This window comes from Amycolatopsis nalaikhensis (assembly GCF_030264295.1).
Lineage (GTDB): Bacteria > Actinomycetota > Actinomycetes > Mycobacteriales > Pseudonocardiaceae > Amycolatopsis > Amycolatopsis nalaikhensis.
In genome coordinates this window covers 3,553,696-3,567,070 of sequence record NZ_CP127173.1, presented here as the reverse complement: position 1 = coordinate 3,567,070, position 13,375 = coordinate 3,553,696, and the positions used below count along the sequence as shown (strand labels likewise).

14 protein-coding genes are annotated in these 13,375 nt (G+C 72.2%); 7 read left to right on the top strand and 7 right to left on the bottom strand.

From position 1 onward, the window contains the following. Nucleotides 1–302: 302 nt before the first annotated feature. The 3 genes from QP939_RS17705 to QP939_RS17695 form a co-directional block, all read right to left on the bottom strand. Nucleotides 303–1,013, bottom strand: coding sequence for a type 1 glutamine amidotransferase (locus QP939_RS17705; RefSeq protein ID WP_285457883.1), 711 nt, complete (start codon nt 1,011–1,013; stop codon nt 303–305). Beyond that, the gene (locus QP939_RS17700; protein ID WP_285457881.1) at nt 1,006–2,235 is read right to left on the bottom strand and encodes a MurT ligase domain-containing protein; all 1,230 of its coding nucleotides are present in this window, start codon (nt 2,233–2,235) and stop codon (nt 1,006–1,008) included. The genes QP939_RS17705 and QP939_RS17700 overlap by 8 nt, the downstream gene beginning before the upstream one ends. A 70-nt stretch (nt 2,236–2,305) precedes the next feature. Then, nucleotides 2,306–3,220, bottom strand: a complete 915-nt coding sequence (locus tag QP939_RS17695) for an NADP-dependent oxidoreductase (RefSeq protein ID WP_285457880.1) — start codon at nt 3,218–3,220, stop codon at nt 2,306–2,308. Nucleotides 3,221–3,301: 81 nt separating this feature from the next. Between QP939_RS17695 and QP939_RS17690 the strand changes: the two genes are divergently transcribed. From QP939_RS17690 to QP939_RS17675, 4 genes are all read left to right on the top strand, one after another. Further along, nucleotides 3,302–3,868 carry a TetR/AcrR family transcriptional regulator gene (locus tag QP939_RS17690; RefSeq protein ID WP_285457879.1) on the top strand — a complete coding sequence of 189 codons (567 nt, stop codon included), beginning with the start codon at nt 3,302–3,304 and terminating at the stop codon, nt 3,866–3,868. Nucleotides 3,869–4,215: 347 nt separating this feature from the next. Then, on the top strand, nt 4,216–5,043 hold the full coding sequence (locus tag QP939_RS17685) for an IclR family transcriptional regulator (RefSeq protein ID WP_285457878.1): 828 nt from the start codon (nt 4,216–4,218) through the stop codon (nt 5,041–5,043). Then, entirely contained in the window at nt 5,040–6,725 is a 1,686-nt protein-coding gene (locus QP939_RS17680) for an L-lactate permease (RefSeq protein ID WP_285457876.1), read from the top strand. Before QP939_RS17685 ends, QP939_RS17680 begins: the two co-directional genes overlap by 4 nt. A 10-nt stretch (nt 6,726–6,735) precedes the next feature. Next, nucleotides 6,736–7,287 carry an HD domain-containing protein gene (locus QP939_RS17675; protein ID WP_285457875.1) on the top strand — a complete coding sequence of 184 codons (552 nt, stop codon included), beginning with the start codon at nt 6,736–6,738 and terminating at the stop codon, nt 7,285–7,287. Here QP939_RS17675 and QP939_RS17670 read toward each other — a convergent pair. From QP939_RS17670 to QP939_RS17660, 3 genes are all read right to left on the bottom strand, one after another. Then, complete coding sequence (locus QP939_RS17670; RefSeq protein ID WP_285457873.1) at nt 7,284–8,549, bottom strand: RNA polymerase sigma factor; 1,266 nt, start codon at nt 8,547–8,549, stop codon at nt 7,284–7,286. The genes QP939_RS17675 and QP939_RS17670 overlap by 4 nt on opposite strands. A gap of 104 nt (nt 8,550–8,653) precedes the next feature. Next, nucleotides 8,654–8,938, bottom strand: a complete 285-nt coding sequence (locus tag QP939_RS17665; RefSeq protein WP_285457872.1) for a YciI family protein — start codon at nt 8,936–8,938, stop codon at nt 8,654–8,656. After that, on the bottom strand, nt 8,938–9,360 hold the full coding sequence (locus QP939_RS17660) for a YciI family protein (protein ID WP_285457870.1): 423 nt from the start codon (nt 9,358–9,360) through the stop codon (nt 8,938–8,940). The genes QP939_RS17665 and QP939_RS17660 overlap by 1 nt, the downstream gene beginning before the upstream one ends. A 147-nt stretch (nt 9,361–9,507) precedes the next feature. On the opposite strand from QP939_RS17660, the gene QP939_RS17655 reads away from it, so the two are divergent. After that, nucleotides 9,508–10,491, top strand: a complete 984-nt coding sequence (locus QP939_RS17655) for a small ribosomal subunit Rsm22 family protein (RefSeq protein WP_285457868.1) — start codon at nt 9,508–9,510, stop codon at nt 10,489–10,491. Nucleotides 10,492–10,513: 22 nt separating this feature from the next. Then, nucleotides 10,514–11,089 (top strand): dihydrofolate reductase family protein, encoded by a 576-nt coding sequence (locus tag QP939_RS17650; RefSeq protein WP_285457867.1) that lies wholly within the window; start codon nt 10,514–10,516, stop codon nt 11,087–11,089. Here the strand turns inward: QP939_RS17650 and QP939_RS17645 are convergent. Then, a complete protein-coding gene (locus tag QP939_RS17645; protein ID WP_285457866.1) occupies nt 11,086–11,928 on the bottom strand; it encodes a maleylpyruvate isomerase N-terminal domain-containing protein in 843 nt (280 codons plus the stop codon). The two genes, QP939_RS17650 and QP939_RS17645, sit on opposite strands and share 4 nt — an antisense overlap. A gap of 73 nt (nt 11,929–12,001) precedes the next feature. On the opposite strand from QP939_RS17645, the gene QP939_RS17640 reads away from it, so the two are divergent. Beyond that, nucleotides 12,002–13,324: a sensor histidine kinase gene (locus QP939_RS17640; protein ID WP_285457865.1), complete on the top strand. Its 1,323-nt coding sequence runs from the start codon at nt 12,002–12,004 to the stop codon at nt 13,322–13,324. The last annotated feature ends 51 nt before the right edge of the window (nt 13,325–13,375 follow it).

Below are 13,375 nucleotides of genomic sequence, written 5' to 3'. Positions count from 1 at the left end.
AGGCAAACACCAGGAGCTCGACGGCCTGACCAGCCACGTTCACGATGAAACAACCCCAATGTGGCGTTGGGTGCGTCCAACGCACCCAATGTGGCCTTCGGTGCGTCCAACGCACCCAATGTGGCGTTCGGTGCGTCCAAGCGCCCCAATGTGGCCTTCGGTGCGTCTGACGCACCCAAGGCGGCCTTCGGTGCGTGAGACGCAACCAAGGCCGCCTTGGGGCGCTGGCCGCGCGTCAACAGCGGTGGCCGGAGCTTGCTGGCCGGCCACTGGGGCACCGGCGGCGGCCGGGTCTCGCTTCCTCACGGGGTTCGGCGGCGGCGCGTCGCCGCGAGCCGCTCGACGCGCAGGCGGTCGACCTCCGGCACCTCCAGCGGGCCCAGCGGGTGCCCGGCCGTCCAGCTCAGCAGCAGGTCCGCCAGCGCCGGGTTGCGGGCCAGCGCCGGGCCGTGCAGGTATGTCCCGACCACCCGGCCGGTCACCGCGCCCTCCGTGCCGTCGCCGTTGCCCGTGCCGCGGACCACCTGCCCCAACGGCTCGCTGTCGGCGCCGAGCTTGCTCACCCCGAGGTGGTTCTCGAACCCGGTCAGCGGCTCGGGCAGCAGCCCCGACGACGTCGCGACCAGCTCGGCGACCGCCCGCCGCTCGCCGGGCTCGGTCGTCACGTCGAGCAGGCCGAGGCCGTCGTGGTCGACGCCGTCGAGGCCGCGGAACCGCGTGCCGAGCACCTGCAGCCCCGCGCACACCCCGAACACCACCGCGCCGCGCGACAGCGCCCGCCAGTGCTTGCGCAGGTGTGCGGCGGCCAGTGCCTGTGCGCCGTCCTCGCCGCCGCCGAGCAGGTACAAGTCCACTGTGGACGGTACCGGCTCGCCGAGCCCGGCCGGGACCACCTCGGCCTCGTACCCGCGCCACCGCAGCCGCTGGCAGAGCACCTGCGCGTTGCCCGTGTCGCCGTAGGTGCCGAGCACCTCCGGCAGCAGCAGTCCGATGCGGACGACCGAGTCACGCACCGGGCAACCTGCCGACCAGCTCGCGGAACGCCGTGTAGTTGGCGACCAGCTCGACGCCGCCGGGCGGCAGCGCGTCGATCGCCGCCACCGGGTCCGGCTCGGCCCAGTGCGCGACCTCGGCGTAGCAGAGCCGCACGGCCAGGTCGGCACTGCGCTCGCCGGTGACGACCACCTGCCGCCCGCGCAGGCGCTCGAAGTGGACGTCCCAGAGCCAGGACAGGTCGCGGCCGTCGGCCTCCTGGGCGTTGACCGCGACCACGACCGGGGTGTCCTCGTCCAGCACGCGCAGCGTTTCCGCCCAGCCGGCCGGGTTCTTCGCCAGCATCAGCCGCACGGAGTGCCGCGACCGGCGGATCGTCCGGTAGCGGCCGCCGATGTCGGTGATCGTGCGCAGCCGGGCCGCGGCGGTGTGCGGCGGCACGCCGAGCCGGTGCGCCGCCGCCATCGCGAACGCCGCGTTCGCGCGGTTCGCGTCGCCGGGCAGCCGCAGGTCCAGGTCGACCTGGCGGCCGCCCGGCGTGCGGACGAGGTCGCCGTCGAGGGTCCAGCCGGGCTCCGGGCGGGCCAGCCCGCAGCCGCAGTGCCAGCTCCCGCCGCGGGTTTCGACGCGGCCGTCGCAGCGCGGGCACGCCGTCGAGTCGCCGGTCCACCGGCGGCCCGTGCCGACCCACAGCGGCTTCGCGGCCGCGCTCGCCGCGGACGCGACCAGCACGTCGTCGCAGTTCGCGACGACCACCGTGCCGGGCAGCGCGGCGATCGCGGCCCGCAGGTCGCGCTCGGTCGCGCGGACCTCGCCGACGCGGTCGAGCTGGTCGCGGCTGAGGTTGAGCAGCACGAGCACCGCGGGCTGGAGCTGTTCGGCGACCCACGGCACGTACGTTTCGTCCACTTCGAGCACCGCGTACGGCGCGTCCGGGCGGGCGGCCAGCGCGGCGAGGATCCCGTCGGGCATGTTCGCGCCGTCGCTGTTCGCGGCGACCTCGGCCAGCGCCGCCAGCGCCCGGGTGAGCATGAGCGACGTCGTCGTCTTGCCGTTGGTGCCGGTGACGAGCACGACCGTGCGCTCCCGGCCGAGCCGGCGCAGGGCACGCGGGTCGAGCGCCAGCGTGACGCGGCCGCCGATCACGCCGCCGCGGCCGAGACCCGAGCTGCGCGACAGCCAGGCGGTCAGCCGCCCGGCGGCCACGGACGCGCGGGTGCGGAAGGGGTTTCGGGCGGTCATCGGTGCGGATGGTGCCCGCCGGGCGCTGTGAGGACCCTGAGTCCGTGGCCCGCGTCTCGCCCCTGAGCGCTCAGAGCGTGACGACGACCTTGCCGTGGACGTGCCGCGCGGCCTGCAGCGCGACGGCGTCGCGAATCCGCTCGACCGGGAAGACCTCGGCGATCGGCACGGTGAGCTGCCCGGCGACGATCGCGTCGGTGATCTTCTTCAGGGCACCCGGTTCCGCGTCGGCGCCGCCGGTCGCGCGCACGCCGCCCGGCGGGGTCGGGCCCGCGGCGATCGTCGAGATGCGCTCGGGCGGCACGCCGAGGGCCAGCGCGGCCTCGGCCGTCTCGGTGCCGTAGAGGTCCGTCGCCGCGGTGATGCCCCGGACGCGGTCCGCCAGACCGGGACCGTAGGTGACGGGCTCGGCGCCGAGCTTCCGGAGGAACTCGAACGTGCCTTCCGAGGCGGTGCCGATGACGGTGGCTCCGGCGAGCTTCGCGAGCTGGACGGCGAAGATGCCCACGCCCCCGGCGGCCCCGCCGACCAGGAGGGTGTCGCCGGACCGCAGGCCGACGGCGGCCAGCGCGGCGACCGCGGAGGAACCGGCGACCGCCAGCGTGCTCGCGACCTCGTCGCTGATCCCGGACGGCGTCGGGTAGAGCGCGTCGGGTGCCGGGACGGGCACCTTGACGACCACGTGGTCGGCGACGGCCCGGGCTAGCACGCCGCCGAACACGCGGTCGCCCGCGGTGAAGCCGGTGGCACCGGGCCCGACCTCGTCGACGACGCCCGCGAAGTCGTACCCGAACCCGGACGGCAGCGTGATGCCGAACCGCGCCGCCGCCTCGGGCCGCGCGGCGAGGCCCCAGTCCATGGGGTTGAGCCCGGCGGCCGTGACGCGGACGCGCACCTCGCCCGGCCCGGCGTGCGGTTCCGGGACTTCGCGCAGCTCCAGCACTTCGGGACCACCGAACTTCTCGTAGACGACTGCGCGGCTCATGGGACCTCCTGAGGTGAGTGATGAGACTTGGTCCCATCACCGTACACCCATGACGGGACCAAGTGCCGTAAACTGGGTCGCATGGCCCGCTGGCAACCGAACGCGCGAGAGCGGCTGAGCCGAGCCGCCCTCGACCTGTTCGCCGAGCGCGGCTACGAGAACACCACGGTGATCGACATCGCCCAGCGCGCCGGCCTGACGAAGAGCACGTTCTTCCGGCACTTCCAGGACAAGCGCGAAGTGCTCTTCGGCGGCGGCACGATGGCCGAGCTGCTCGCCAAGGCGATCGCCGACGCGCAGGGCGCGGCGAACCCGCTCGAGGCGGTGGGCCACGCCATCGCCGCCGCCGGCCGGGAGATCTTCACGCCGGAGCACCGCGAGTTCAGCGCCCTCCGGCGGTCGGTGATCACCGCCAACCCGGAGCTGCGCGAGCGCGAGGCCCTGAAGGGGCTGGCACTCACGGCCGCGATGACCGACGCGCTCAAGGCGCGCGGCTTCGCCGAGCTGACCGCCTGCGTCGCCGCCGAACTGGGCGCGCTCGCCATGAAAATCGCACTCGAACGGTGGCTGGACACGGCCGGTGCCGACTTCGGCGAAACCGCGCGCCAAGCCCTCGCGGAAGTGCGCACCGCGGCTCGGTATTCGTGACCCGCACCCTCGCCCGACGGCCCACCAGGCGCCGCGAATGACTCATTCGGGACGCCTGAGGTCCCGAATGAGTCATTCGCGACGTCGGGCGGTGCGCACCGCGGCCCGGTATTCGTAATCCTGAGAAACTGTTCAGGTCCGTGAATGCGCATTCACGGACCTGAACGACAACGTTGTCGAACTTGTCGAACGCGCCTGGTCCGCGCCGCGCAACCGCCATTGGTAGGGAACTTAACCATCGGAGGTTGTACCAATTAGCGTGCGCAAGCACTCGCATTGTTCCGAGTTATTCCAAGATCTTCCGAAGATTCATCGGAGGTGTTACCGTCCAACCCCACCCAGCGGAAATGCGTACCGCTGAGCGGACACCGGGACGTCCAACGGAGGGCAACGTGGCACCGGAGCGCGGGCTGGAATCAAGCGGCACTCTCGAACGCGGGCTCGCGGTGCTCGAGCACGTGGGCCGGCACCAGGAGATTTCCACCAATGCGATCGCGCGGCAACTGGGGCTTTCCCGCAGTGCCGCCTACCGCATCGTCGGCACCCTGAAGAACCTCGAGTACCTCGAAGCCGACCAGGTCACCGGCCGCGTGCGGCTGGGGACGCGGCTCGTCGAGCTCGGCGCCCGCGCCATGGCGGCGACCGACCTGCACCGCTGCGCGCCGCGGTACCTCGCGTCGCTCGCGGAACGTTCGGGCGAGACCACCTACCTCGCCGTGCCGGACAACGACACCATGGTCTACGTCGCCACCGAACGCAGCGCCAGCGCCGTGACGCTCGCCTGCCGCCTCGGCACGCGACGGCCGCAGCACGCGACGTCGCTCGGGAAGGCCTGGCTCGCCGCGCTGCCGGAAGCCGACCGCGCCGAGCGCGTCCGGCGGATGAAGCTGGATCCGTTGACGCTCAAGACGATCAGCGACCCGCACCGGCTGCTGGACGAGCTCGCGCGGACCAGCCGTCGTGGCTGGGCGATCGACGAGGTCGAGAACGAGCCGGACGTCGGGTGCGTGGCCGCCGCCGTCCGCGACCACTCGGGACGGCCGATCGCCGCCATCAGCATCGCCGGGCCCGCGCCGCGCGTGCTGCGCCGCCTCGACGAGCTCGGCGCGTCCGTCGCCGGGACGGCCGCCGCCCTTTCGCTGCGCCTCGGCTACGTCCGGGGGCAGCGGGTATGACCTGGCTCCAGGACTACCAGCCGGCGGGCGGGCTGTGGCTGTCCGCGCTGCTCGCCGCGCTGCCGATCGTGGTGCTGCTGGTCGCGCTCGGCGTGGTCCGCTTCTCCGCGCACCTTTCGGCCGCGCTCGCGCTGGTCACCGCGCTCGGCGTCGCGCTGCTGCTGTACCGGATGCCGGCCGCGCTGGCGTTCGACTCCGCGGCGATGGGCGTGCTGTTCGGCGTGTGGTCGGTGGCCTGGATCGCGTTCCACGCGGTGTACTTCCACAACGTCACGGTCGCCACCGGCCGGTTCGACAGCATCAAGCGGGTGCTGGCCGGGTTCAGCGAGGACCGGCGGCTGCAGGCGCTGCTCATCGCGTTCGCGTTCGGCGCGCTGCTCGAAGGCGTCGCGGGTGGCGGGTCGCCGATCGCGATCACCGCGGCGATGATGGCCGCGCTCGGGTTCCCGCCGGTGAAGGCCGTCGTGCTGGCGCTGCTGGCGAACACCGCGCCGGTGGCGTTCGGCGGGCTCGGCAACCCGCTGATCGTGCTGGGCAGGCTGACCGCGCCGATCATGCACCTCAAGCAGGACCAGGCGACCGAGCTGTTCTCGGCGATGGTCGGGCGGCAGGTGCCGGTGCTGGCGCTGATCATCCCGGCGTTCCTGGTCGTGGTGCTGGCGGGCTGGAAGCGCATGCTCGAGGTGTGGCCGGCGGTGCTGACGGCCGGGCTCGCGTTCGCCGCCATGCAGTTCGTGGCGTCGAACTACATCAGCGCCAGCCTGGTCGACGTCCTCGCCGCGCTCACCGCGATGGCCGCGCTGTGGGTCCTGACGCGGTTCTGGCAGCCCGCGACGGTGTGGCGGTTCGACGGCGAAGAAAGCGCTGTCAAGAGTCTCGGAGCGGCGCAGGCCGAGCGTGGCGCGCTGTACGCGTGGATGCCGTACGTCATCCTGATCCTGGCGATCTTCCTGTCCCGGATCGGCACGATCTTCAAGAACCTGCCGGCGTGGCTCGACCTCACGAAGCTGCTGCACAAGGCGGACTGGGTGTTCGCGTGGCCGGGGCTGCACAACCACGTCGTCCAGCACCCGCCGATCACGGCGAAGAACGCGCCCTACGCGGCGACGTTCACGGTGGACTTCCTGTTCTCGCCGGGCACGGTGGCGTTGCTCGCGGCGGTGATCGCCGGGTTCGCGATGGGCGCGCGGCCGGCGTTGCTGCTCAAGACGTACTGGTCGACGCTGGTCCAGATGCGCTGGGCGCTGGCGACGATCTTCATGATCCTGGCGATCGCGTTCGTGATGAACTACTCGGGCGCGACGCAGACGCTGGGCCTGGCCTTGGCGACGACGGGCGCGGTGTTCCCGCTGTTCTCGGCGTACATCGGCTGGCTGGGCGTGTTCCTGACGGGTTCGGACGCGTCGACGAACAGCCTGTTCGGCCCGATGCAGGTGATCTCGGCGCAGCAGCTGAACCTGAACCCGATCCTGGCGGGCGCGACGAACACGTCGGGCGGCGTGATGGGCAAGATGATCTCGCCGCAGAACCTGTCGATCGGCGCGACGGCGATCGGCCAGAGCGGCAAGGAGGGCTCGCTGCTGCGGCAGACGTTCCTGTGGTCCCTGCTGCTGACGGCGGTGGTCGGCGTGATCTCACTCCTGCAGGCGACGATCCTGACGGCGATGATCCCGTCGCCCTAGGCTGGGCGGCATGAGTGCACCTCTGGCGTCGTTCGGGTACGAGCTGGGCCTGCTGAAACGAGTCCGGCGGTCGGGCTGGTGGCACGCGGGCGTCCGCGACCCGGAGTCGGTGGGCGAGCACAGCTTGCGAGCGGCCCAGCTGGCGGCGTTGCTCGCGGTCGAGGAGGGCGCGTCTCCGGAGCGAGCGGCGTTCCTGGCGTTGTGGCACGACACGCAGGAGACGCGCACGGGCGACCTGCCCCTGACGGCTGTCGATTACCTGCGGAAGCCTGAGCCGCGGGAGATCACCGCCGACCAGACGGCTGCGTTGCCTTCGCGGTCACGCGAGCTGGTGCGCGCGGCTGTGGACGAGTACGAGACGCGGGAGTCGGCGGAAGCGTTGTGCGCCAAGGACGCGGACAAGCTGGAGATGCTGCTGCAGGCGTTGGAGTACCGCGACGTCGGGGTGCGGCGGGTGGACGAGTGGATCGAGTCGGCGCGGAAGGGGCTCACGACGGAGACGGCGCGGAAGATCGCAGAGGCGGCCTTGACGCTGTCACCGATGTCCTGGCGGGACCGCTAGCCGCTCACCGCGGTGGCGCGGTTCAGGAGCAGCTCCCGCTCCCGCGCGTTCTCCGTCATCTCCGCCGCGCGCCGGAACTCCTTCTCCGCCTCCGCCAGCCGCCCCAGCTTCTGCAGCAGATCGCCTCGGACGCTCGGCAGCAGGTGGTAGTCCTTCAACGCCGGGTCCCCTGCCACGGCATCGACGACCTCCAACCCGGCAGCGGGCCCGTAAGCCATCGCCACCGCCACCCCGCGGTTCAGCTCGATCACCGGCGACGGCTGGAGCTTGCCCAGCCCCTCGTACAACGCCGCGATCCGCGCCCAGTCCGTCTCCTCCGCCGTCCGGGCGCGCGCGTGGCAAGCCGCGATCGCCGCCTGTGCCGAATACGGCCCGTACGCTCCCTCCGCGATCTGCTCCGACAGCGTCAACGCCGCCAAGCCGTGCTGGATCAGCAGGCGGTCCCAGCGCGATCGGTCCTGGTCCAGCAGCAGCACCGGCTCGCCGTTGGGCTTCGTGCGGGCCTTCGCGCGGGAGGCCTGCAGCTCCATCAACGCGACCAGGCCGTGGACCTCCGACTCGCCCGGCATCAGCCCGGCCAGGACGCGGCCGAGCCGCATCGCCTCCTCGCACAGCGCCGGGCGCATCCAGTCGTCGCCGCGCGTGGCCGAATAACCCTCGTTGAACACCAGGTAGATGACCTCGAGCACGGACGACAACCGGGCGACGCGCTCGTCGCCCTCCGGCACCTCGAACGGGACCTTCGCCGCCGACAACGCCTTCTTCGCCCGGACGATCCGCTGCGCGATCGTCGACTCGCGCACCAGGAACGCGCGCGCGATCTCGTCCGTCGTCAGGCCACCCAGCATGCGCAGCGTCAACGCCACCCGCGCCTGGGTGTTCAGCACCGGGTGGCAGGCGACGAACAGCAGGCGCAGCACGTCGTCTTCGATGTGGTCGTCGAGGCCCGCGTCGAAGTCGGGCAGGACGCCGTCGCCGAGCCGCTGGTCGCGGCCGACCTCCTCGAGCTTCTCCGCGTACCGCTCGTTGCGGCGGAACTGGTCGACCGCGCGGCGCTTGGCGATCGTCATCAGCCACGCGCCGGGGTTGCGCGGCACGCCGGACTCCGGCCACTGCTCCAGCGCCGCGACCAGGGCGTCCTGCGCCAGCTCCTCGGCGAGACCGACGTCGCCGCGAGCCATCCGGGCCAGGCCCGCGATGAGCCGCGGCGACTCGATCCGCCAAACCGCTTCGACCGTGCTCCGGGTGTCCGCAACCGTCACCCGGCCATCAGACAGGGTGCGACGACGCGGTGCAACCCACTACCCGGCGATCGTGCGAATCTCCATCACGCCACCGTTGGCCTCCGGGTTCGGGGCCTGTTTCATCAGCTCCACGATCTCCTCGAGCGACTCGCCGTTGAGCACCCAGAACCCGGCGACGAGCCCTTCGTCTCGGCGAAGGGGCCGTCGATGACCTTCGGCTCGGCTTCGCCTTCGAAGACGACGCGCACCCCTTCGGCGCTCGACGTGAGCCCCTCGGCGAGCACGATCCGGCCCTCGTCCAGCAGCCGCTCGTTGAACTTCGCCATCTCGGCCAGCTCCCGCGCGCTGGGCTGGAACCCCGGCGCCTCGGACTCGGGGCTGGCCTTGACCATCACCAGGAAGCGCATCAGGACTCCTGACCGCTCTGCGCGCGCAGCCGGCCCTCCAGCTCCTCGACCTCGGGCGTCATGTTCTCGAAGTCGGCCGCCTCGGCGACGCGCCGGATCTCGACGACGCCGTGCTCGCCGTCGGTGTTCGGCATCCGCTTGACCCACTCGATGCACTCTTCGCGGTCGCGGCACTGCAGGATCCAGAACCCGCCGACGAGCTCCTTCGACTCGGTGAACGGCCCGTCGACGACCTTCGGGGTCTCCTTGCCGTCGAAGATGACCCGCGCCCCCTCCGCGCTCGGGGTCAGGCCCTCACCGGCGAGGAGGACGCCGGCCTTGACCATCTCCTCGTTGAACTTCCCCATCTCGGCCAGCAGCTCGGCGCTCGGGGCCTTGGCCTCGGAACCTTCGTTGCCCGTGACGATCACCATGAACCGCACAGCGGTCTCCCTTCGCTCGTTTCCTGCCTACGCGTCGAACGGCCGCGCCCCGGATCGACAGCGTCCCCGAAAAAACTCTGGCGCGGGAAAAGTAGCAGCTCAGGGTCGCTCCGGGTGGACAATTCGGACAGGGGAGAATCGACGTCCGTGGCGGTTCTCCCCGACGACCTCTCCTCCGCGCTCGACGACGAGCTGGCCCGGCACCCGGTGCCACGGCTGACGCAGTCCGTCGAGCGGCTCAGCACGCGCTACCGCCAGGGTGACGCGGCTGCTTCGCCGATCCTCAGCTCCGAAGCCGACGTCGCCGCGTACGCGGGCTACCGGATGCCTGCGACCTACGCCGCCGTACACGCTGTGCTCGCCGAAGCCGCTTCGCGCGCTCCGGGCTTCGAGCCGCGTACGCAGGTCGACGTGGGCGGCGGCACCGGTGCGGCGGTCTGGGCCGCGGCGGACGTCTGGCCGTCGCTGGCCCGGTGCACGGTCGTGGAGCAGGTCGCGAGCGCCATCGGGCTCGGCAAGCGGCTCGCCGCGGAGGCGTCACTGCCCGCGGTGCGGGATGCGGAGTGGCGACGCGGGTTCGTCGACCCGGCCGCGCCGCCGCCGGAGGCCGACCTCGTGACGCTGTCGTACGTGCTCGGCGAGCTGCCGGAAGTGACGCGCCCCGACGTCGTGCGCTGGTTGGCGGCGAAGGCCGAAGCGGTCGCGCTGATCGAGCCCGGCACGCCAGCGGGTTACGAGCGGATCCGCGCGGCGCGGGCGCAGCTGATCGAGCTGGGCCTGCACGTCGTGGCGCCGTGCCCGCACGACGGCGCGTGCCCCATCGAGCCCGGCAAGGACTGGTGCCACTTCGCCGCGCGGCTCCCGCGGTCCGGGCTGCACCGCAGGCTGAAGGCGGGCACTCTCGGGTTCGAGGACGAGAAGTTCGCGTACGTCGTCGCGGGCCGGTTCACGCCGGAGCGGCCGGACGCCCGGATCATCCGGCACCCGAAGAAGCACAAGGGCTGGGTCGCGCTCGACCTGTGCACGGCTTCGGACGGGCTGAAGCCTGGCGTCGCGGTCTCGAAGAAGCAGGGCCCGCGCTACAAGGCCGCCCGGGACGCCGAATGGGGCGACGGCTGGTCGAATTCCTGATCCGCTGGCACGCTCGACGTCCATGGGACGCGTGATCGCGGAAATCAGCATGTCGGCGGACGGGATCGTGGCCGGGCCGGACACCGGGCCCGAGCACCGGCTCGGCCGGGACGGCGACCTCCTGCACGAGTGGATGTTCGAGGGCACCGAAGCCGACGCCGAGGTCGCCGCCCGCCTCTTCGCGGGCACCGGCGCGTTCGTGCTCGGCCGCGCGATGTTCGACGTCGGCGTCGACCCGTGGGGCGACGACGGCACCTTCAAGAAACCCTGCTTCGTCGTCACCCACCGGCCCGCCGAGCCGCTGGTGAAGGGCCCGACGACGTTCACCTTCGTCACTGACGGCCTGGAAAGCGCGCTGCGGCAGGCGAAAACCGCCGCCGGGGACGACGACGTGCGGATCATGGGCGGCGGCACGCTGATGCGCGAGTTCCTGCACGCCGGGCTGGTCGACGAGCTGCGCCTGCACGTCGTCCCGGTGCTGTTCGGCGCCGGAGTGCGGCTGTTCGACGGGGCCGTTGGCGAGCACGTGCGGCTGGAGCGCACCGACGTCGAGGAGACGCCGAACGCGACGCACCTGACCTTCCGGGTACTGCGTTAGGGCATGTGCACCGTGCGCAGGAACGCCGCCAGCCGCCACGGCCGGCGGCCGCCGACGCGGACCTTGCCGCTCGCCACCGCCTTCAGCGGGGAGATCCGGCCGAACATCATCGGCACCAGCACGGCCGGGTCGAACGTCAGCCGGACGTCGGCCGTGCCGTCGGGTTCCTCCACCCGCAGGCCGCCGTGCTGCAGGACCATCACCACCGGCGCGGTGTAGTCCGAGCGGAACTCCACCGCGATCCGGCGCGGCGACGGCGTCGCGTAGTCCAGCAGCTTGCCGACGTCGTTGCGGACCATGCCGACGAAGAACAGTTCCAGGAACCGGCCCTCGTTCGCCGGGTCGATGCGCCACGGCCGCCCGCTCGCGCGGGCGATGTCGCTGCCGTGGATTTCGAGCTCGTTGACCAGGTGGGCGAGCATGCCCGCGACCGGGATGCGGCTGCCGCCGAGCCACCAGATCGGCTTCTCCGGGTCGTAGTCGCGGCTCACCTGCAGCACTTCCGCGATGTCCGCGCGCAGCCGTTCGGCCAGGCGGTGCGGGTCGCGTTCGGGGTAGGCGGTCATCGCGACGGCGTTCATCGCCGACACCGTCTCGATGTTCGCCGACGCCATCGGCTCTTCCAGCTCCGGGAGCGGCAGCGGGCCGCCGTCGCCCTTCACCATGGCGGTGTAGACGAGCGCGATCCAGCCGACGTGCGCGGCGGTTTCGACCACCGACCAGTCTCCGACGGCCTTCGCGTGCGGGTCCGGCGCGTTCTCGACGGCGTCCGCGAACCGGTCGCCGGCCTCCGCGAAGGCCGCTCGCACCGCATCCCACTGCGCAGGCTGGATCGTCATGGCTTCGACGGTAAGGCGCCGGTGGCCCGTCCCGGATCTCTTCGGCTGCCTTCTTCGCCGGTATGTTCGCCGCATGGTCCGGCTCCTGCCCCGGTCGACCCGGGTGCGGGTCGCCCTCTTCGCCGCGCTCGCCGCGGCGCTCGTGCTCGGCCTCGGGTCGTACTGGTTCGTGAACGCCCTGCGCGACGGCCTCGAAAACAGCGCCAGGGCACGCGCGAGCGACAAGGTCGACGCCCTGCTCGCGCTGCTGAACGCCGGGGTCGCGCCCGCCGACGTGCCGCGGCGGTACGCCAAGGGCGGCGGGTACATGATCAGCGCGGAAGCGGCGAACCGCTGCTCGACCGGGCTCGAGAAGCAGTTCCCCGAGAGCGAGCCGGTGCAGGTGTACGGGCCGGACTGCGTCATCGTGCTGCCGTTCGGCCTGGCCGGGCAGCAGTACAGCGGCGCGCCGACGGCCGACGGCCGCCACTACGTCGCCGCGGCCGAGCAGCTCGACCCGGTCGGCCTCGACACGATCGACACCGCGCAGCGGCTGCTGTGGGGCGGGGTGCCCGCGGCCGCGCTGCTCGTCGGCGGCGTCGCCTGGCTCGCGGTCCGACGGTCGCTGCGCGCGGTGGGCGCCATCCGCGCCGAAGTCGACGGCGTGCGCGCGGGCGATCTCGGCCGCCGCGTCCCGGTGCCCGACTCCGGCGACGAGATCACCGAACTGGCCGTGACGATGAACCAGATGCTCGCCCGGCTCGACCAGTCCGTGCGGCGGCAGAGCCAGTTCACCGCGGACGCGTCGCACGAGCTGCGGACGCCGCTCGCGTCGATGCGCACGCAGCTCGAGGTGCAGCTGGCCCACCCGGACCGGCTCGACTGGCGCCGCAGCTACGAAAACGCCGTGCTCGACGTGACGCGGATGGAGGCGCTGGCCGCCGACCTGCTGCTGCTCAGCAAGCTGGACGCGGACCAGCCCGTCGGGCGGGAGCCAGTGGCGCTGGCGGACCTGGTGACCGGGCACGTCGCCGCGCGGCTCCCCCGCGACGACGTCGAAGTGCGTACGGAGATCGAGGCCACGCCGGTGGTGCGTGGGCACGCGGGACGGCTGGAGCGGGTGCTGCGCAACCTCGTCGACAACGCCGAGCGGCACGCGAAGAGCCGCGTGACGATCACGCTCACTGACACCGTGCTGGCGGTCGAGGACGACGGCCCCGGCATCCCGGCCGGGCAACGCGAGCGCGTCTTCGACCGGTTCGTGCGGCTCGACGACGACCGCGCGCGCGAAGACGACGGCGGCTCGGGCCTCGGCCTGGCGATCGCCGCCGAGATCGCGCGGACGCACGGCGGCACCCTGCGCGTCGCCGACAGCGTGTCCGGTGCCCGCCTGGAGCTGCGGCTTCCCCTTGCCTGAAGGCTTCTTCAGCTTCCTTAAGCTCCGGTTCAGCGTGGCCGCACGAGCATC

Excerpts from the sequence above, each read along its gene's own strand:
- QP939_RS17695 (WP_285457880.1), bottom strand. The coding sequence starts at position 3,220 with ATGAGCCGCGCAGTCGTCTACGAGAAGTTCGGTGGTCCCGAAGTGCTG.
- QP939_RS17675 (WP_285457875.1), top strand. The coding sequence starts at position 6,736 with ATGAGTGCACCTCTGGCGTCGTTCGGGTACGAGCTGGGCCTGCTGAAA.
- QP939_RS17680 (WP_285457876.1), top strand. The coding sequence starts at position 5,040 with ATGACCTGGCTCCAGGACTACCAGCCGGCGGGCGGGCTGTGGCTGTCC.
- QP939_RS17685 (WP_285457878.1), top strand. The coding sequence starts at position 4,216 with ATGCGTACCGCTGAGCGGACACCGGGACGTCCAACGGAGGGCAACGTG.
- QP939_RS17690 (WP_285457879.1), top strand. The coding sequence starts at position 3,302 with ATGGCCCGCTGGCAACCGAACGCGCGAGAGCGGCTGAGCCGAGCCGCC.
- QP939_RS17640 (WP_285457865.1), top strand. The coding sequence starts at position 12,002 with ATGGTCCGGCTCCTGCCCCGGTCGACCCGGGTGCGGGTCGCCCTCTTC.
- QP939_RS17700 (WP_285457881.1), bottom strand. The coding sequence starts at position 2,235 with ATGACCGCCCGAAACCCCTTCCGCACCCGCGCGTCCGTGGCCGCCGGG.
- QP939_RS17645 (WP_285457866.1), bottom strand. The coding sequence starts at position 11,928 with ATGACGATCCAGCCTGCGCAGTGGGATGCGGTGCGAGCGGCCTTCGCG.
- QP939_RS17650 (WP_285457867.1), top strand. The coding sequence starts at position 10,514 with ATGGGACGCGTGATCGCGGAAATCAGCATGTCGGCGGACGGGATCGTG.
- QP939_RS17665 (WP_285457872.1), bottom strand. The coding sequence starts at position 8,938 with ATGCGCTTCCTGGTGATGGTCAAGGCCAGCCCCGAGTCCGAGGCGCCG.